This window comes from Vibrio furnissii CIP 102972 (assembly GCF_000176175.1).
Lineage (GTDB): Bacteria > Pseudomonadota > Gammaproteobacteria > Enterobacterales > Vibrionaceae > Vibrio > Vibrio furnissii.
The window spans coordinates 190,180-207,906 of the sequence record NZ_ACZP01000014.1 but is presented as its reverse complement, the minus strand read 5'-3'; the positions used below and the strand labels follow the sequence as shown (position 1 = coordinate 207,906).

Below are 17,727 nucleotides of genomic sequence, written 5' to 3'. Positions count from 1 at the left end.
AAGCTGAGGTTAGTTTTGAAAAGATTATTGCTTGTTTTTGTGCTGATTAGCCTATCTTCACTATTTGTGGGGGTGGGCGATTTGTCTTTTATCGCCTTGATGAATGGCGATGCCAACAGTTGGAACCTGCTGTTGACCAGCCGTGCGCCACGTCTTCTTGCCGTCTTACTGGCCGGTGCGGGGTTAAGTATCGCGGGCCTGATCATGCAGCAAATCAGCCAGAACCGTTTTGCCGCGCCGTCTACGTCCGGCACCATCGAGTGTGCGATGTTGGGCTACGTGTTAAGCCTCGTTATCTTTGGCGATGGCAACAACTTGTGGTTGATTTTCGCTGTCTCGATGGCGGGCACGCTGATTTTTGTCCAGTTCATCCAGCGCATTCAGTTTAAGAATGCCATCTTTGTGCCGTTGGTCGGGATCATTTTCGGCAACGTCGTCAGCTCGGCGGCCACGTTCATCGCCTACAAATACGACGCGGTGCAAAACCTCTCGGGCTGGGCGGTGGCCAACTTCGCCAACCTGCTCAAAGGCAATTATGAATTGTTGTATATCGCCATTCCCGTCGCGATCTTCAGTTATCTGTATGCCGCGCGCATTTCTGCTGTCGGCATGGGTAAAGACTTTGCTGTCAACTTGGGTCTGAACTATCAGCAAGTGTTGGTGATTGGCGTCTGTCTGGTGTCGGTGATGTCGGCGACGGTGGTGATGATTGTTGGTCAGCTGCCATTTTTGGGTCTGATTGTGCCGAACGTGGTGAGCTATTACTACGGCGACAACTTGCGACTCAACATTCCGCGCACCGCCATTTTCGGCGCGTTGTTGGTGCTGCTGTGCGACCTGATTGGCCGCGTGATTATCTTCCCGTATGAAGTTCCAATTTCTATGATCATCAGTATTTTTGGTGGTGTGGCGTTTATTGCGCTGATTCTGCGAGGCCAGCGCCATGCACGATAAACTCAAACTCACCCTGCTGATTGTGCTGGCCATGGTGTTTGCCGCCGCATTTATCGGTGTCGGCCTGACGCCAGATAACTATCAGTATTTCTTGTCGCGCCGCGTGCCCAAAGTGCTGGCGATTGTGTTGGCTGGGATTGCGATTGCACAGTCGTCGCTGGCATTTCAAACCATCACCCACAACCGCATCCTGACGCCGAGCATCATGGGCTTTGATTCCTTGTATCTGTTTGTCCAGGTGGGGATTGTGGCGCTGTTTGGTGGCTTGAGCAGCTTTGCGATGAACGCTTACCTCAACTTCTCGTTGTCGGTTGCGGCGATGCTGGGCTTTTCGACCGTGCTGTTTACGTTCTATTTCAGCAAAGAGAAGCGCAACCTGATTGCGTTGCTGCTGCTGGGCGTGATTCTGGGGCAGTTGTTCTCCAATATCGCTTCCTTTCTCATTATGCTGATGGACCCGAACGATTTTGCCTCGGTGCAAGCCAACATGTTTGCCAGCTTTAACAACGTGAAAGTGAGCTTGGTGTACTTTGCCACGCCGCTGCTGCTCGCGGTTTCTTACTTGCTGTTTCGCATGCACCGCGTGCTGGATGTGTTCTGGTTGGATAACGACAACGCCGTCAGCCTTGGGGTGGATGTGCGTAAAACCACGCGGAATGTGTTGATGCTGAGCGCAGTGCTGATTTCTATCTCAACGGCACTGATTGGCCCGATCATGTTCTTCGGCATTTTGGTCACCAACCTGACGCGCGAATGGTTTAAATCTTATCAGCATCGCGTGCTGCTGATTGCCTGCTCGGCGATGTCGGTATTTGCGCTGCTGGCTGGTCAGTGGATCGTCGAAAAAGTGTTCTATTTTGGCACCACACTCAGCGTCATCATCAACTTCGTTGGTGGCATCTACTTCCTGTCTCTTCTGATTCGTAACAAAGTGGTCTAGCGATGATTCAACTCGATAAACTGACAAAAATATTTGGCCAACACGCGGTGGTGAAAGACGCCAGCGCTGAGTTTGAAAAAGGCAAGGTCACGTCTATTATCGGCCCCAATGGTGCCGGGAAAAGTACGCTGCTCTCGATGGCGAGCCGCTTGGTGAATCGCGACGAAGGGAAAGTGTGGATCGACAGCAAAGAGCTGGTGGATTGGGATACCAAAGCGCTGGCGAGAAAGCTGTCGGTGCTGCGTCAGGCCAATACACTGACGATGCGTTTTACGGTGCGCGAGTTGGTGTCGTTCGGCCGTTTCCCTTATTCACAAGGCAAATTAGATGCGCGTGATCAGGACGTGATCGATCAATCTATCGCTTATCTGGATCTGCAAAGCATTCAACACAAATACCTCGATGAGCTGAGCGGCGGTCAGCGCCAATTGGCCTTCATTGCCATGGTGATCGCCCAAGATACCGATTATGTGTTCCTCGATGAGCCATTGAATAACCTCGATATCAAACATTCGCTGCAAATCATGGCGACGATTCAACGTTTGGCGCACGAGCTGAATAAAGCTGTTGTGGTGGTGATCCACGACATCAACTTTGCGTCCTGCTACTCCGATTGCATCATTGCGCTTAAGAAAGGCGAAGTGGTGGCGACGGGCAGTGTGGAAGAGGTGATTCGCGAAGACGTGCTGGGTGATATCTACGAAACGCCATTCCGTGTATTGGAAATTGAAGGCAAGCGCATGTGTTTGTACCACACGCACTGATGCCTGCTGGTCTTGTGCTTAGGCCAACGCTTCCGAAGACAAGTTAGTCATAAAAGCCTGCGGTGATTCACCAAAGGCTTTTTTAAATGCCGCTGTAAAGTTGGACGGGTGATGATAACCCGCTTCATACGCCGCTTCGGTGATGGTTACGTAGCCACGCTCAAGTTGTTGACGGGCGTTGTTGAGGCGTCGTTGGCGCACATAGTTTGCCACCGTCATGCCCATTTGCTGCTTGAATCGGCGTTGCAGGTTCGAGGTGCTCATCGCCATATGCTGCGCCAGTGCATCGAGTGGTAATTCCTCGTACAGGTGCTGATCCAGAAAGTGGACAATCTGGCCCATTTGCGAGCAGTAACCGCGTACTTCTGTGGGCGGCATTGCCACGTCTGATTGTGGGGGGATCTGCGCAACCGCGCTTAGCACCAGATCAATGGCCGCGTGCTCCAAATGTAATGTTTCCAATAAGGTTTGCGGCTTTGGCATGGCCAACACACGTCGCACGCCTTGCACCATCGCTTCACTCAAAGTCAGCGCACAACACGCTTTGTCTTGCTGAATAAACTGCGTCAGCGGGCAGGGGGTGCCAATGCGTTTACTCAGCCAGGCTTGTTCGAGAATGATGTTGAGTTTGACCACCTGATTGTCTTTTTGCAGTTGGCGACGAAAGCTTGCAGGCTGCGTGAAGTTGACAATCACGCCTTGTGCTTGCGTGGCGGCATCTAAATCAAACTCCAGATCGTCGTAACCAAAGATCAAACGACCTTCCAACAGCAAGGTGATGATCACGGACGCCGGTGTTGTGGCGATCACATTGGAATTCGTCAGTTCGTGGCTGATCCCGCCATGCAAACGAAAAGCGCCTTCATTGCTATAGCTGATGTACGATCCTTCGGCCAATGTGGCAGCGTGCCTCTGGCCGTGACTGACAATAATCTGCTTATCATCCTGTTGCAGTTTTCGGGTCATCGTGACCTTTTTTGGGGGGATTTCCTGACGTTGACTGACTGACATACGGTTATTTCTCATAAGTGTTATGCGGTTTTGCATAACCTATTGATCTTCTCATTCTATGGGCGTCACTCTAACATGCTTGCGAATTATTATCATTTGTATTTTCATAACTAAAACATAAGGAATGTAGAAAATGCGTTCTATTCACAAGTCAGTGGTCTGTTTGGCGATCGGCGCTGCGCTAAGCAATATGGCTTTTGCCCAACAAGAAGAGACTCAGGCCGACAACGTCGTGGTTTGGGGCACAAAAGTATCAAGTAGTTCAGAATCTCTGGGCACAGATGACCTCAGTTTGAAACAGGCGGATCATATGTCCGACCTACTGCGCGACATTCCCGGTGTGGATGTCGGCGGGACACACTCGGTCAACCAACGCATCAACATTCGTGGCCTGAACGAAACGGATCTCGATATTCGTCTGGATGGCGCATCACAGCACGCCAACATGTTCCACCACATCGGCAACCTCACGTTGAACCCAGACATTTTAAAATCAGCCGATATTCAAGTGGGTAACAACTCGGTGACGCAAAGTGGCCTTGGCGGCGCGGTCTATTTCGAAACCAAAGATGCCAAAGATCTGCTGCGCGGCAACGAGAAGTTCGGGGTTCGCGTGTTTGGCGGTTACAACTCCAATGACAGCGAGCAAGGCTCGGTGACCGTGTACGGTCAACTGAGTGATAAAGTCGACGCCATGCTTTACGCACAAGGCATCTCTCGCGGTGACTTCGAAAACGGCAACGGCGATAAGACGTTTGGTGTGGAAGGCGATACCTATAACATTTTGGGGAAAGTTGGTTTTGAACCGGCACCGGGTCACCGCTTTCAATTGGCCTATGACGTGTACCGCGATGACGGCGATTACAGCCCACGTCCGGATATGAACGGTTCAGCGAACACCAACCTGACAGCTGATGACCTGCTGCCAACCAAATATAATCGTGACACTGTCACTGCGTCATACAAACTGACAAAAGAAAAGCACAGCGGCACCGTCACGCTGTACAGCAGCGAAACCGAAATCGAACGTGATGAAAGCCATATCACGGGCAATTGGCCGCGTCCTAAAGCGACCAACACTGCTACTAACCGCAACGTGGGCTTGAGTGCCAAGTTCCAGTCTGATTATCAACTGCTGAGCTTAGATAACCGCGTGGTTTACGGCGCTGACGTGGTCGACCAAACCAGCAAGAGCACGTACGCCGGCGCGTCATACATGGATGAGTCTCGCTTGTCGAACGCCATTTTCGCGGAAAACACGCTGTCATTGACCGAGAGTTGGAACATCACGGCAGGTCTGCGCTACGACGATGTGAAGCGCAAAGCGGTGAGCGAAACCAAGAGCTTTGATGACGTCACTTGGTCGTTAGGCACCGAATGGGCGGTTGATTCCGATTGGACACTGTTTGCGAACGCGCGTTCGCTGTTTAATGCTCCAGAGCTGCTGGAATCATTCGTGATGTATCAGCAAACTTCTTATCTGGCAGACGGCATCAAAGCCGAATCGGGTCTGAACACGCAAGGTGGTGTGCGTTTTGATAAGCGCATTGATGATCACTTCATCGCCGCGAACCTGACCATGTTCCGCACTGAAATCGACGATTACATCACGCAAACTTATGACGGTGCTGTGTCTGGATATCGTTTTGAGAATGCCGGTGATGTGGTGATTAAAGGCTTTGAAGTGAGTGCGACGTACGCCTACCAAGCGTTTAGCTCACGTCTGTCTTACTCACGCGCTGACACCCGTGACAAATCAAACGGCGGCCCAATGCTGGATGCCAACGGCCGAAGCGCCGACATGGGTGACAGCATTGCTCTGAACCTTGGCTACCACGCTGATACCATCGACACACTGTTTGGTTGGACATCTATCGTGGTGCTGGATGAAACCAACGTCGAAGAGGACAGCGATAAGAAAGAAGGGTATGACACGCACAACCTGTACGCGCAGTGGATGCCTTACGCCGTGCCTGATCTGACCGTCACCTTTGGTATCGATAATATCTTTGACGAGCTGTATGTGTCCCACGCCTCCCGCACCGGGGTGAACGCTCGCGCAGGGACAATGAATGATTACGAACCGGGTCGCAGCGTGAAAATTTCCGCCTCGTACCAGTTCTAACCCTTTGCCCGCGAGCGTGCGGGCAGCATGAAGGATAAGTGATGCAATACCAAGCTAAAGCCGAATTACACTCTGAACACGTCGCCAAATATTTGGTGACCCTTTGCCGCCATTTTGCCCGAAAAGTCCCCGCGCAATGGGATGAGGTGCAAGGCCGTGTGGAATTTCCATCCGGTGTGACGACTTTGTCACTCGACGACGCGCAGCAGTGTCTGACTTTTGTTTGCCAGAGCGACAGTGAAGAAAAGGTCGCGGTGCAGCAAGCAATCATCAACGAACATATTGTGATGTTTGCCCGCCGTGAACCGATTCAACTCGACTGGGATGAGATTCTGGTTGCATAAACACTAAAATAATATTCATAACAACATCAAGAAAAGCTAGGAAACAAAGGCTCCGCCCGTGATGGTCGGGGCCTTTTTTATGCACCAATCTGTGACAGGTCGAAATAATTCCGCCCTCAAAAAAAATAAATGCTTGTCAAAGATCAACAAAAAACCGTTTCAATCACAGAAAAGACTAAAACAAAGTTGAAAGATTCAAAAATTATTGAATAATGGTAACCGTAAATGGAGAAGCTCAAGCTTCGAACTCTCAGTCGGAAACAGGATACAAACCCATGTCGAACTCGTATGTGTTGGTCATCAACTCAGGTAGCTCCTCACTTAAATTCGCAGTCATCGATTCTCAATCGGGTGATGCATTGGTGTCAGGTCTTGGTGAATGCTTTGGTTTGCCAGAAGCGGTCATTAGCTGGAAATATCAAGGTGAGAAAACCGAAGAAGCGATTCCTGCTGGCGGGAACCATCACAAATACGCAGTCAACCGCGTGGTGGCTCTGCTTGAAACGCTGGGCCTAAGTTCTAAGTTTGTCGCTGTGGGTCACCGCATCGTTGCAGGTGGCGAAACCTTTAAAGAAACAGTTCGAGTGGATGAGTCTGTGATTGCTGACGTTGAACGTCTTGCTGAACTGGCCCCACTGCACAACAAAGCCAACGCGGCGGGTATGCGCGCAGCGATGGAAGCGTTCCCGAATCTGCCTCAATTTGCTGTTTTCGACACGGCTTTCCACCAAACCATGCCAGAGAAAGCGTTCGTTTACGCGCTGCCATACGAGCTGTACCAAGAGCATAAAGTTCGTCGTTATGGCGCACACGGCACAAGCCACTACTACGTGAGCCGTGAGGCCGCGAAAGCCATCAACAAACCTGTTGAAGAAAGCAACTTCATTACGGTTCACCTTGGTAACGGCGCGTCAGTCAGTGCGATTAAAAATGGTCAATGCATTGACACCAGCATGGGCTTAACACCGCTTGCCGGCCTGATGATGGGCACACGTTGTGGTGATTTGGACCCAAGCGTGATCGAATTCTTGTTCCGCAAAGGCTGGAAACAAGAAGAACTGTTTGAAATGCTGAACAAAAAATCAGGTTTCCTTGGCGTGTCTGGCATCACCAGCGATGCTCGTGGCGTGCTGGAAGCGATGGACAACGGCAACCCACGTGCCAAACTGGCGTTTGATATCTTTACTTACCGCGTGGCCAAATACATCGGTTCATACATGGTCGCGATTGGTGAAGAAGTGGATGCCATTGTGTTCACCGGTGGGATTGGTGAAAACTCACTGCCAATTCGCAGCGAAATCCTGAAGTATCTAAAAGTATTTGGCTACCAAGAAGACGAAGCTGGCAATGCGGCGGCGCGCTTTGGTCAGTCAGGTACTGTGACAACAGCCGACTCTAAATTGGCGATGGTGATTCCAACCAACGAAGAGTTCGTGATTGCTCAACAATCGGTTGCGCTGCTGTAATCACACGCATTGCTCCACACATCGTATGATGTTTAAGCGAACCTTCGGGTTCGCTTTTTTATGCTTTGTAAGGAATAGACCGTCGCAACGCCTGCGCATAATAACAGCCTGCGCGTAAAGACAGGCAGAGCCGTATGCTGCTACGGTATCTGCATTGGATGAACAAATTTTATAGACAATGTCTGTTGAAGACACGGTTAGGTCTCAACGAGGAAAACATGAAATATCTGAAACTTATCGCCTGCTCAATGTTAGCTATTTCGTACTCAAATATTGTTTTGGCGGCTAACTGTGATGCAGTAAATGCGAAAGTATTAGAAGCAATGGCGAAGGTTTTTGATGTTCATTCGGATGACATCGAGCTGGATAAGACCTTCTATGATCAGAATTTTGAAGCGGATGTTTATGGCATCATACTTGTGGTTGTTGATGTGGAAGCGGCTATAGATGTTGAGCTTAAAGACGAGGACGTTGTCGACCCGTTGGTTTATTTCGATGAAGAAGAAGATGAACCCAAAATAAAAGGTGAAGTAACGGTCCGAGAGTTTCAGAAGACGGTACGAAAAGCGTGTGTTGACTCAATCATCTAAGCGTGGCTGCTAGAAATACCTCACCATCTGCTTACAAAGTGATTCGGCACGCGTGGCCTTTTTACTCGGGTTCGCTTTTTTTGTCTCTGGCTTTTTCGTCGTGAAAGTTCGCAATTTTGTTCTATTCAATCGCGGCGCGCGTTTCTATACTGGCTCTATTGATGAACGCGAGTGAATGAACCTCATGCAAGAGCAGTTTCAGTATCTTCCCAGCCAGCATACCGATGGTCTGAGCGCCTTTTCTGCCCGAATGAAGGAGTTCAGCTACGATAAGCATGCTCATGAAGAGTACAGCATTGGTGTGACTCGCAAAGGGCGTCAGGATTTTTTCAGCGGCGGCGCGTATCACAAAAGCAATGTCGGCAATGTGATGATCTTTAACCCGGAGCAGGTGCATGACGGCTGCGCGGGGGAACGCTCGGCGCTGGAATACGAGATGCTTTATATTCCGCAGCACACGCTGATGGCGATGATGCAATCTTTGGGACAAATTACGCCCGATCAGGCACGCCTCAAGCAATCGCTGTTTCATGATGAAGTGCTGCGCCATCAAGTGCTGAATTTGAGCCAGATGATGCGCCAACCGACGTTGTCTGCATTAGAGGAAGAAGCGGCGCTGCTGGCGATTGCCCAATCGATGCTCCGCTTGGGGGGCGGCTCGCTCAACGCCGGACATGATCATGGCCGCAAAGATACGCTTCTGCTGCGCGCGAAAGAGTACATCCTCAGCAACCTCGATCAAAAGCTGAGTGTGGATGACATTTGCCAAGCTGCCAACATGTCGAAATTCCACTTTATCCGCCTGTTTAACGAACAGTTCGGTATGACGCCGCATCAGTTCGTACTCAATTGCCGGGTGAACCGCGCCAAGCAAGCGCTGGAAGTGGGCGACAAAGCGTCGGATGTGGCAATCGACTTAGGCTTTGCGGATGTCAGCCATCTCAATCGCAAATTCAAACGGGTGTTTGGCATCACGCCGCATCAATATCAGCGACAACTGCACGCCAGCGATAGCTGACTCTTAACGACAACGAATCGTCTGATTCGTCAATCTTAACCACTCTCAGAGCACCCCATGACAGACATAATTCTTTATGCCTTTGGCGTGATGTACACGCCTGGGCCGGTGAATGCTATTGGCCTCAATCATGGCATTCAAAAACAACAACGTATTTTTGGCTTCTTTTTCGGCGTTGCCGTCGCGATGTTCATCCTGTTTTTTAGCGTTTCCTTGATTGGCGAGCGCATCATGAATGAATCGCTGCTGCAAGGTGCATCAGTGCTAGGCGGGCTGTATATCTTCTGGCTGGCCATCAAAATCTTCCGCGCGCAAGTGATTCAAGGCAACAGCGGTGAAGATAAAAATAACGAAGTGCGCGCGCTGACATTTCGCGATGGATTGATGATGCAACTGCTCAATCCCAAAGGCATCACGGTTGCGCTGCCTGTCGCAACGGTACAGTTTCCTGCGGCGGGGATTGCAGGTGTGAGCTTATTTGCTTGGTGTGTGGGGCTTGCGGTGTTTGCCTTTGGCGCGCCTTGGTCTTATTTCATCTTCGGTCGACTGCTGGGCAACAACATTCGTCAGGCGAGTTACCTCACCATCATCAATAAGCTCATGGCGCTGTTTCTGATGTTCGTGGCCGTGAGCATGGGGCTGAGCGCGTTTTTATAACACCATCATGAATCAAGTCTATTCAAAGGGAAAGAGCATGCAGTTTGATACCAAATTCGCCATTGTGGTGGCGGACGATTTGCCAACTTGGCAGAAATTGAATGTGGTCAGTTTTCTGTCCGGCGGCGTGACCGGTAGCCCGCAAGTGAAAACTGGGGAGTGTTATCGCGATGCTTCAGGCAACGCATACCTGCCTCTGTGCGTGCAGCCGATCATTGTGCTCAAAGCGAGCCGAGAAAAGCTCGCTACGTTTATTCAACGCGCCAATCGCGCGCAAGCGGAGACGGCGATTTTTGTCGAAGACATGTTCGCCTCCGGTCATGACGAAGCGAACCGCCAAACGGTCAGCCAATACACGAGCGAGCAATTACCGTTGGTTGGGCTGGCGATGTTTGGCGAGAAGAAGCAAGTCGATAAAGTGTTTAAAGGCGCCAAATTGCACGATTAAATCGCGTCGCCCGACTGAGTGCGCATTTTCGACTACACTCAAAGTAGAGTTTTGTATCGGAACTGCGTATGTATCGTCGGGTGATGGAAGTGCTGCTCACCAGCCTTCTGAGTTTTTCAACACTGGCGACGGCTGATACAACGAATGCGCCAGCGGCGCCTTCTCAAACCGTTCCAGTGATCGCCATCAGTGGTGCCATCGGCCCTGCTGTAGGGGATTACGTCATCAAAGAGCTTCAGCGCGCCAATCAGCAAGTGAATACCCCAGCCGTGATTGTGACGCTCGACACCCCGGGCGGCCTCAGCTCGACCCTTCGCGACATTAACCAACATATTCTCGCCTCCGACATTCCGGTGTTGTGTCTGGTCTATCCGCCGGGCGCACGCGCCGCCAGTGCCGGTACCTACATTCTCTATGCCTGCCACATTGCTGCGATGGCGCCAGCGACCACGCTCGGCGCTGCAACCCCGGTTCAAATTGGCGGCCCGTCGCCAGGTGGCGGTGAGCAGCAGGATAAACCGAGCGAACCGACCGCGATGGAGAAAAAGGTACTCAATGATTCGATTGCCTACATTCGTTCGCTGGCACAGCTGCGCGGGCGCAATGTGGAATGGGCTGAAAAAGCGGTGCGCGATGCGGCGACGTTGTCTGCGATTGAAGCGTTGGAGATGAATGTCATCAATGTGATGGCCGAATCGCCGCAGGATTTACTGAATGCCGTGAACGGACAAACGCTGGATGTGAATCACCGCGCTGTCAGTCTCCATGTCGATAAGGCACAACTCGAGACTCGCGAGCCGGATCTGCGCAATCAGTTTCTTGCCACCATCACCGACCCGAATGTGGCTTATATCCTGATGATGATTGGCGTGTACGGTCTGCTGCTTGAGTTCTACACCCCAAGCTTCGGTATTGCTGGCATCACCGGGGCGATTTCATTGTTAATTGCGCTCTATGCCTTCCAACTGCTGCCGGTGAACTACGTCGGCATGGGACTCATGCTGCTCGGGATCGCGCTGTTTATTGCTGAATCGTTTCTGCCAAGTTTCGGTTTACTGGGCATCGGTGGAATCGTGGCATTTGTGCTTGGTTCGGTGTTTTTGATCGACAGCGATTTGCCGGAACTGCAAGTGTCTCTGGGGCTGATTTACAGTATCGCGGCCGTCTCGGCGGCGCTGATCATCTTCGTTCTCAGCCGAGTGATGGAGCTGAGACGAAAACAGGTGGTGAGCGGCCAGGAAGCAATGTTGGGGATGGAAGGCATGGCGCTCGATAGCTTTGAAGGCCAAGGTTTTGTCCATGTCGATGGGGAGCGCTGGGAAGCGCTGAGCGATGTCCCGCTGCGCAAAGGTGACCTGATTCGGGTGGTTGCCGTAGACGGGTTGACCTTACAAGTGACCAAAAAATAAGGAGGCGGCTATGCCGGCTATTCCAGTAAACACTGAGCTGCTGACACCGATTCTGCTTCTGGTGTTGATCGTGCTGATTGCCGTGCGGCTGTTTCGAATTTTACGCGAGTATGAGCGTGGCGTGATTTTCTTTCTTGGCCGCTTCCAGAAGGTCAAAGGTCCGGGGCTGATTATCGTTATTCCGGTCATTCAACAAATGGTGCGGGTGGATCTGCGCACCGTTGTGATGGATGTGCCGAGTCAGGACGTCATCAGCCGTGACAACGTTTCGGTGCGCGTCAATGCCGTGATCTATTTTCGCGTTGTCGATTCGCAAAAGGCGATCATCAACGTAGAAAACTATCTCCAAGCTACGTCTCAATTGGCGCAAACCACCTTGCGATCGGTGCTTGGTCAACATGAGCTGGATGAAATGCTGGCCAACCGCGAAATGCTCAATGCGGACATTCAGGCGATTCTGGATGCGCGTACGGAAGGGTGGGGCATTAAGGTGTCGAATGTAGAAATCAAACACGTTGATTTGAACGAGTCGATGATTCGCGCCATTGCCCGTCAGGCCGAAGCGGAACGGACACGTCGTGCGAAAGTGATTCACGCCTCGGGGGAAATGGAAGCGTCTGAAAAACTGGTGGAAGCGGCGAATCGCTTGGCGGCAGAGCCGAACGCGATATTGCTGCGCTACCTGCAAACGCTGACGGAAATCGCGGGTGAGAAAAGCTCGACCATTCTGTTTCCCATGCCAACGACATTGATGGAAGGCTTGTTTCAGAAACTCAATCAGCCAGATAAAAAAGACCCCGAGTCATAACGAGATTTCTGGCGTGCAACTTGGCGCAAATCGCCTATCTTTAAGTGTGGTGATTTGCGCTTTTTCAATGAGATAGCGTAACACCGCATTCCCATAATGCGATTTATAACCAAGGAAGTTTGCATGAGTTTACAGCCGTTTCATTTGGCCATTCCGGTTTACGATGTTTCGCTTGCACGTCAGTTTTACAATCAGGTGTTTGGTCTGGAAGAGGGGCGCTCGGCTGAGCGTTGGGTCGATTTCAATTTCTTCGGTCATCAGTTAGTGATTCACTACCACCCGAAAACGGCCGTTCAGGAGCGGGCAGTGACCAACCCCGTCGATGGCCATGATGTGCCGGTGCCGCACTTTGGTGTGGTTTTGGCGTGGAACGATTGGGAAGCGCTGGCAGAGCGGTTGAAATCGCATCAGGTCGAGTTCGTGATTGAGCCGTATATTCGCTTTCAGGGGCAGGTTGGCGAGCAGGCCACGATGTTTTTCTTCGACCCGTGCGGCAACGCGTTGGAATTCAAAGCGTTCAAAGATATGAGTCAGCTGTTTGCTAAATAGTTTTGCTCGCAACAAACCAAAAGCCGTGTGTTCACACGGCTTTTGACGTTGAATGCTGACTCCCCTGACACGGGGTGTGCTGGAAACGTTTAGCGCAATTCCGCCAGCAGTTCGTAAGAACGCAGCTTCTCCTGATGATCATAAATCATCGCGTTGACCATGATCTCATCAGCGCCTGTGCGTTCAACGAGTGCTTCAATGCGGCGACGCACCGTGTCCGGACTGCCGTGAATCGATTCACGCAGTTGACTTTCCACCTGACGCTGCTCATGCGGCAACCACAGTGGATCCATGCTCATCACCGGTGGCGGCAGCTTGTCGCGCCCACCACGAATCATCTTGAGAAACTTCTGTTTCTCCGTCGTGCCCAGATACTGCGCCTGACGGTCGGTTTCTGCCACAATGATGTTCACCCCAATCATGGCGTAAGGTTGGTCGAGTTGTTCCGACGGGCGGAAGTGTTCGCGGTAAATCTCCAACGCACGCAGCATCGCATCCGGTGCAAAGTGAGCCGCAAAAGCAAAAGGCAGCCCCTTCATACCGGCAAGGCGCGCGCTGTAAGTGCTTGATCCTAATAGCCACAAAGGCACCTTGGCATTGTTACCCGGGAACGAACGGACCGGCTGGTTATCAGAAATCGGCCCCATAAAAAACTGCAGCTCTTCCAGCAGTTCATCAAAATCAGGATCCATTCGCTCAGGATCGCGGCGCAGTGCATGCATCGTCGGGTAATCGGTGCCCGGCGCGCGGCCAAGACCCAAATCAATCCGGCCCGGATACAAGGCGTCCAGCGTGCCGAATTGTTCTGAAATAATCAGCGGCGCATGGTTGGGCAGCATAATGCCGCCGGAACCCAGGCGAATGGTGTCGGTTTGCGCGCCAATGTGGCTGAGCAGCACAGCGGTCGCGGCGCTGGCGATGTCTGGCATGTTGTGGTGTTCGGCCATCCAGAAACGTTGATAGCCAAGCTTTTCGGCGTGTTGAGCCAACGAAACGGACTGTTGAAATGTCTGATGGAAATCAGAACCTTCTGAAACCGGAGCCAAATCCAGAATCGAAAACGGAGGTAAAGGCATGACGACTCATTCTTGTTATCAGTAATGATGAGACTATGCCTGTTTCTTTAACTAAGATAAACTGCCTTCAAATCGATTCTATGTTGAATTCAGTTCTACAATTATGCGTAAAGACGATCATTTCAGCGGCATCACAGCGTTTGTCTGCACCGCTCAGCACAAAACGTTCACCGCCGCTGCCGAGCGGCTCAACCTCACTAAATCTGCGGTGGCGAAAAGCGTGTCGCGTTTGGAAGAGCGCCTTGGCGTCAAGCTGCTGCATCGTTCCACGCGTCAACTGACACTGACGCCGGAAGGGGAGGCGTACCTCAAAAGCTGCCTCGATATTCTGGGGCAGCTTGAGTGCGCTGAAGCGCTGTTGCAAGCCAAAGTCGACAAGCCATCGGGTAAGCTGCGGATTGATCTTCCTGCGGCATTCGGGCGCAAAAAGGTGCTGCCTTTGCTCTTGGCCATGAGCGCACAGTATCCGGAACTGTCGCTGGCAGTGACGTTCAACGAACGCTTTGTCGATATCGTCGAAGAAGGGCTGGATGTGGTGGTGCGCATTGGTGAACTGCAGGAAAGCAGCGGGCTGGTGGCGCGTCATCTGACGGTACAAAAAATGGTGATGTGTGCGGCGCCGGATTATGTGGCGCGCCGTGGCGTGCCATCCAGTTTTGATGATCTGAAAAATCACGACTGCGTGGTGAGTTTAAAGCAGAATCAGCCGCTCTCGTGGGTAGTGAAAAACTGCGACGGCGAAACTGTGCGTTTTAAGCCGCCAGCGACCCATGAATTCAGTGACGGCGACGCGATACGTGAAGCCGTGATCGCTGGCTGCGGAATTTCCCAGTTGCCGCTGTGGCTGATTCGTGATGATTTGCAAGCGGGCCGATTGCAGGAGGTGTTACCGGGCCATTGTGCAGGTTCATCGCCGATTCACGCCGTATGGCCGAAGAACCGCCATTTATTGCCGAAAGTCCGCTTTGTGATTGATGAGTTGGTAGAGTTTGCGCAGCAAGGCCAATTCGATTAAACATATCCTCTGCCTAATTGAAGTTGCAGCGGTGTTGGCTTCACGACTTAACTGGTGCGCCAGCCCGACCCAATCACATAGTTGATCTATGCTCATGGGGATTAAATCGCTCGCCGCCTACCTGCAACTCCAATTAGTTTGAGGATACATAATAATGAAAGGTGCAAATTAAATTCATCGGGGGTTCAACGTATTATTTTTAGTGATTGATGACATCGATGAGTCTATTTATTAAACCGATTTGACCCAAGTGACGCGAGGATTAATATGGATGAATCAAGTCTGTATTGATTCGGCTGACGGAAATAACTTTCCGTTGGTGAATCTATTATTGGGAGTCGATCATGAATCATCATTTGAAAGAGAAACCGCGTTCAACGGCGATGGACCTGCTGTGGATGGGCGCCATCTGGACGGGCAGTGTGCTGACGCTGGGCGTTGTCGCCATGGGCTTTCGTGCCCTGATGTCTGCTGCAGGGATGAGTAGCCACTGAATCGTTGGCAAAGCAGATTTTAATGTTTCAATTGTGCGAGAAGAAATAAGGCGAATGACGATGACGTTGTTCGCTTTTTTATTATCGATATTCGGGGTAAAAAAAAGAGATAAATAATTCCGTCGGAAATAGAATTATTTATCTCAAGTCGTTGCGAAGAGGAACAACGTAAACATACCCTTGTTACCCAAGGTGATTGGGGTATCCATTATCGAGAAAGTAAAAATAATCGAGAAAGTGAAAATAACCGCGGAGCACGTTGTCTCCGCAGTAGAAATTAACGGTGCAGACCGACAATATTGCTGCTGACCGGGGCCGGGCTGTATAAGCGCGGTGCGCTGCCTTTTGGCAGATGAATCAGGTTCAGATGATGGCGACGTGCCCATTGCACGGTCAACGCCGTCGGTGCCGACAAAGTCACTAAGGTGGCGATTTTGGCGCGCACCGCTTTGTGAATCAGTTCCAGGCTGCAGCGACTGGTCATCACCACAAAGCCGTGTTGTGGATTCACTTTGTCATTGACCATCGCACCAATCAATTTATCCAATGCGTTATGGCGGCCAATATCTTCGCGGCACAGCGTGATCTCGCCTCGTTCGTTGGCATATAAAGCCGCGTGCAACGCGCCACTATGACGGGCCAGAACCTGTGCTTGTTGAATACGATCGCGCAATCCGTTGAACAGAACCGGATTCGGTGGCGCAACAGGAGACAGCGGCGTTAACGATGGCAGCGCTTGATCCAGCGCTTCGACACCACAAATGCCACAACCGCTGGTGCCGGCCAGTTGGCGACGCTGGGTTTTCAGCGACCAGAAGGCGCGATTGGCGATGTCGACGGCGGCATGATGAGACTCTGCCCCCATGCTCAATTGCACGTCGTGGATTTCGCTGGCAGCCTCGACGATGCCGCTGCTGATGCTGAATCCTTTGACGAAATCTTCAAGGTTGCCGGGCGTCACCATCATGACTGCGTGGCTGATGCCGTTGTAGCTGATCGACAACGCCGTTTCACTGGCTAGCGCATTGACGCCTTGGGTGTGTTCGGCATTCATTTCGACATAGCCATATTGATCAGGGGCGGGCGGAGCGAAATTCGCTTCAGCCAGTTCGGTCAGTTGAGTCACAGTGCACGTCATGGTGATCTCCCGGTTTAATCCGACACGTTGTGGTTGGCAGCAAAAATTTTCTGTGCTTTGGCAAAGCAACGCTCAGCCAACGCGGAGCGCGGCTCGGTTTTGCGCATCAGTAAGCCGATGCGTGAATGCACTTCGGCCTGTGCAATCGGAATCATGCGCAAGTGCTCGTTCATGGTCTCCATACCGCTGTTCAGTGGCATGATGGCGCAGCACAACCCGGCATGGACCGCTTGCAGTAACTGAAAGGTGGAATCACTCTCCACCTGAATATGTGGCTCAATCCCTTTGCTGCTAAAGCTCATGTCAATCGACTGGCGGTAATGCATCCCTTTGGTCAGCAAACCCAGCGGAATATGGCCGAGGCTTTCCCAATCCATCTGCGTGTCAGCAAATCCGAAATGACGGGTATCGTGCAGCAGCCCCATGCTGGTAGCCGCCAGTTCAATCACTTCAAAATGGGTGGTATCGACCTGATCGAGATAGCACAAGCCCAAATCCAACTGATTGCGGTTGAGGCCGTCAATCACCTGTTCAGACGTCACCGAGCACAACTGATACCGCAGTTCAGGGTAGCGTTTAGACAGCGGCTCAAGCAGTGCCATGGGATTCAGGCTCGCCAGCGGCACCATGCCAAAACGCAGGCTGCCCACCAACTGGCCGCGGCAATTCGCTGCTTCTGCCTGTAACCCATCGTGGGCAGCGAGCACGCTGCGCGCCCAGGCCAGAATGCGGTCGCCCGCTTCAGTAAACCCTTCAAAACGCTGACCGCGGTTAATCAGGGTCAGTTGCAGCTCGTCTTCCAGATTGCGAATGCGCATCGACAAAGTGGGCTGCGTGATGTGGCACATTGCAGCGGCTTGCCCAAAGTGTTGGGTTTCGTCGAGTGCAATGAGATATTTCAATTGCTTAATGTCCATAATG

19 protein-coding genes are annotated in these 17,727 nt (G+C 51.7%); 15 read left to right on the top strand and 4 right to left on the bottom strand.

Annotation, left to right across the window (positions count from 1 at the left end):
• The first annotated feature begins 15 nt into the window (after positions 1 to 15).
• Genes vctD through vctC form a run of 3 tightly spaced genes read left to right on the top strand, consistent with a single transcriptional unit; the run spans position 16 to position 2,658 of the window.
• The gene (gene vctD / locus VFA_RS11210; RefSeq protein ID WP_038151623.1) at positions 16 to 954 is read left to right on the top strand and encodes an iron chelate uptake ABC transporter permease subunit VctD; all 939 of its coding nucleotides are present in this window, start codon (positions 16 to 18) and stop codon (positions 952 to 954) included.
• Complete coding sequence (gene vctG, locus VFA_RS11205; RefSeq protein WP_004726939.1) at positions 944 to 1,894, top strand: iron chelate uptake ABC transporter permease subunit VctG; 951 nt, start codon at positions 944 to 946, stop codon at positions 1,892 to 1,894. Before vctD ends, vctG begins: the two co-directional genes overlap by 11 nt.
• 2 nt (positions 1,895 to 1,896) lie before the next feature.
• Positions 1,897 to 2,658 carry an iron chelate ABC transporter ATP-binding protein VctC gene (gene vctC, locus VFA_RS11200; RefSeq protein ID WP_004726938.1) on the top strand — a complete coding sequence of 254 codons (762 nt, stop codon included), beginning with the start codon at positions 1,897 to 1,899 and terminating at the stop codon, positions 2,656 to 2,658.
• Between the two features lie 18 nt (positions 2,659 to 2,676).
• Here vctC and VFA_RS11195 read toward each other — a convergent pair whose 3' ends face one another.
• Entirely contained in the window at positions 2,677 to 3,624 is a 948-nt protein-coding gene (locus tag VFA_RS11195; RefSeq protein WP_004726937.1) for a helix-turn-helix transcriptional regulator, read from the bottom strand.
• A gap of 178 nt (positions 3,625 to 3,802) precedes the next feature.
• On the opposite strand from VFA_RS11195, the gene VFA_RS11190 reads away from it, so the two are divergent.
• From VFA_RS11190 to VFA_RS11145, 10 genes are all read left to right on the top strand, one after another.
• Positions 3,803 to 5,794, top strand: a complete 1,992-nt coding sequence (locus VFA_RS11190) for a TonB-dependent siderophore receptor (protein ID WP_004726936.1) — start codon at positions 3,803 to 3,805, stop codon at positions 5,792 to 5,794.
• 41 nt (positions 5,795 to 5,835) lie between these two features.
• Positions 5,836 to 6,138 carry a DUF2218 domain-containing protein gene (locus VFA_RS11185; RefSeq protein ID WP_004726935.1) on the top strand — a complete coding sequence of 101 codons (303 nt, stop codon included), beginning with the start codon at positions 5,836 to 5,838 and terminating at the stop codon, positions 6,136 to 6,138.
• Positions 6,139 to 6,413: 275 nt separating this feature from the next.
• Positions 6,414 to 7,604, top strand: coding sequence for an acetate/propionate family kinase (locus tag VFA_RS11180; protein WP_004726934.1), 1,191 nt, complete (start codon positions 6,414 to 6,416; stop codon positions 7,602 to 7,604).
• 218 nt (positions 7,605 to 7,822) lie between these two features.
• Positions 7,823 to 8,194 (top strand): hypothetical protein, encoded by a 372-nt coding sequence (locus VFA_RS11175; protein WP_004726933.1) that lies wholly within the window; start codon positions 7,823 to 7,825, stop codon positions 8,192 to 8,194.
• A 184-nt stretch (positions 8,195 to 8,378) separates the two neighbouring features.
• Positions 8,379 to 9,212: a helix-turn-helix domain-containing protein gene (locus VFA_RS11170; protein WP_004726931.1), complete on the top strand. Its 834-nt coding sequence runs from the start codon at positions 8,379 to 8,381 to the stop codon at positions 9,210 to 9,212.
• A gap of 57 nt (positions 9,213 to 9,269) precedes the next feature.
• Positions 9,270 to 9,869, top strand: a complete 600-nt coding sequence (locus VFA_RS11165; RefSeq protein WP_038151619.1) for a LysE family translocator — start codon at positions 9,270 to 9,272, stop codon at positions 9,867 to 9,869.
• A gap of 37 nt (positions 9,870 to 9,906) precedes the next feature.
• Positions 9,907 to 10,317, top strand: coding sequence for a DUF2000 family protein (locus tag VFA_RS11160; RefSeq protein ID WP_004726929.1), 411 nt, complete (start codon positions 9,907 to 9,909; stop codon positions 10,315 to 10,317).
• A 68-nt stretch (positions 10,318 to 10,385) separates the two neighbouring features.
• Positions 10,386 to 11,726 carry an NfeD family protein gene (locus VFA_RS11155; protein WP_004726928.1) on the top strand — a complete coding sequence of 447 codons (1,341 nt, stop codon included), beginning with the start codon at positions 10,386 to 10,388 and terminating at the stop codon, positions 11,724 to 11,726.
• A gap of 10 nt (positions 11,727 to 11,736) precedes the next feature.
• Complete coding sequence (locus tag VFA_RS11150; protein WP_004726927.1) at positions 11,737 to 12,534, top strand: slipin family protein; 798 nt, start codon at positions 11,737 to 11,739, stop codon at positions 12,532 to 12,534.
• A 123-nt stretch (positions 12,535 to 12,657) separates the two neighbouring features.
• Positions 12,658 to 13,083: a VOC family protein gene (locus VFA_RS11145; protein WP_004726926.1), complete on the top strand. Its 426-nt coding sequence runs from the start codon at positions 12,658 to 12,660 to the stop codon at positions 13,081 to 13,083.
• Between the two features lie 89 nt (positions 13,084 to 13,172).
• On the opposite strand, the gene VFA_RS11140 is transcribed toward VFA_RS11145, so the two are convergent.
• Positions 13,173 to 14,159, bottom strand: coding sequence for an LLM class flavin-dependent oxidoreductase (locus tag VFA_RS11140; RefSeq protein WP_004726925.1), 987 nt, complete (start codon positions 14,157 to 14,159; stop codon positions 13,173 to 13,175).
• Between the two features lie 103 nt (positions 14,160 to 14,262).
• Between VFA_RS11140 and VFA_RS11135 the strand changes: the two genes are divergently transcribed.
• Entirely contained in the window at positions 14,263 to 15,174 is a 912-nt protein-coding gene (locus VFA_RS11135) for a LysR family transcriptional regulator (protein WP_004726924.1), read from the top strand.
• Between the two features lie 344 nt (positions 15,175 to 15,518).
• Positions 15,519 to 15,668 (top strand): DUF2474 domain-containing protein, encoded by a 150-nt coding sequence (locus VFA_RS23195; protein WP_004726923.1) that lies wholly within the window; start codon positions 15,519 to 15,521, stop codon positions 15,666 to 15,668.
• Positions 15,669 to 15,945: 277 nt separating this feature from the next.
• Here the strand turns inward: VFA_RS23195 and fdhD are convergent, their stop codons facing one another.
• Both fdhD and VFA_RS11125 read right to left on the bottom strand, forming a co-directional pair.
• Positions 15,946 to 16,806, bottom strand: a complete 861-nt coding sequence (fdhD, locus tag VFA_RS11130; protein ID WP_004726922.1) for a formate dehydrogenase accessory sulfurtransferase FdhD — start codon at positions 16,804 to 16,806, stop codon at positions 15,946 to 15,948.
• A 14-nt stretch (positions 16,807 to 16,820) separates the two neighbouring features.
• Positions 16,821 to 17,723 (bottom strand): LysR family transcriptional regulator, encoded by a 903-nt coding sequence (locus tag VFA_RS11125; RefSeq protein ID WP_004726921.1) that lies wholly within the window; start codon positions 17,721 to 17,723, stop codon positions 16,821 to 16,823.
• Positions 17,724 to 17,727 lie beyond the last annotated feature (4 nt).

Bases quoted from the DNA above. Each gene is read 5' to 3' on its own strand.
- vctG (WP_004726939.1), top strand. From the start codon at position 944: ATGCACGATAAACTCAAACTCACCCTGCTGATTGTGCTGGCCATGGTG.
- vctC (WP_004726938.1), top strand. From the start codon at position 1,897: ATGATTCAACTCGATAAACTGACAAAAATATTTGGCCAACACGCGGTG.
- VFA_RS11195 (WP_004726937.1), bottom strand. From the start codon at position 3,624: ATGACCCGAAAACTGCAACAGGATGATAAGCAGATTATTGTCAGTCAC.
- VFA_RS11190 (WP_004726936.1), top strand. From the start codon at position 3,803: ATGCGTTCTATTCACAAGTCAGTGGTCTGTTTGGCGATCGGCGCTGCG.
- VFA_RS11185 (WP_004726935.1), top strand. From the start codon at position 5,836: ATGCAATACCAAGCTAAAGCCGAATTACACTCTGAACACGTCGCCAAA.
- VFA_RS11180 (WP_004726934.1), top strand. From the start codon at position 6,414: ATGTCGAACTCGTATGTGTTGGTCATCAACTCAGGTAGCTCCTCACTT.
- VFA_RS11175 (WP_004726933.1), top strand. From the start codon at position 7,823: ATGAAATATCTGAAACTTATCGCCTGCTCAATGTTAGCTATTTCGTAC.
- VFA_RS11170 (WP_004726931.1), top strand. From the start codon at position 8,379: ATGCAAGAGCAGTTTCAGTATCTTCCCAGCCAGCATACCGATGGTCTG.
- VFA_RS11165 (WP_038151619.1), top strand. From the start codon at position 9,270: ATGACAGACATAATTCTTTATGCCTTTGGCGTGATGTACACGCCTGGG.
- VFA_RS11160 (WP_004726929.1), top strand. From the start codon at position 9,907: ATGCAGTTTGATACCAAATTCGCCATTGTGGTGGCGGACGATTTGCCA.
- VFA_RS11155 (WP_004726928.1), top strand. From the start codon at position 10,386: ATGTATCGTCGGGTGATGGAAGTGCTGCTCACCAGCCTTCTGAGTTTT.
- VFA_RS11150 (WP_004726927.1), top strand. From the start codon at position 11,737: ATGCCGGCTATTCCAGTAAACACTGAGCTGCTGACACCGATTCTGCTT.
- VFA_RS11145 (WP_004726926.1), top strand. From the start codon at position 12,658: ATGAGTTTACAGCCGTTTCATTTGGCCATTCCGGTTTACGATGTTTCG.
- VFA_RS11140 (WP_004726925.1), bottom strand. From the start codon at position 14,159: ATGCCTTTACCTCCGTTTTCGATTCTGGATTTGGCTCCGGTTTCAGAA.
- VFA_RS11135 (WP_004726924.1), top strand. From the start codon at position 14,263: ATGCGTAAAGACGATCATTTCAGCGGCATCACAGCGTTTGTCTGCACC.
- VFA_RS23195 (WP_004726923.1), top strand. From the start codon at position 15,519: ATGAATCATCATTTGAAAGAGAAACCGCGTTCAACGGCGATGGACCTG.
- fdhD (WP_004726922.1), bottom strand. From the start codon at position 16,806: ATGACGTGCACTGTGACTCAACTGACCGAACTGGCTGAAGCGAATTTC.
- VFA_RS11125 (WP_004726921.1), bottom strand. From the start codon at position 17,723: ATGGACATTAAGCAATTGAAATATCTCATTGCACTCGACGAAACCCAA.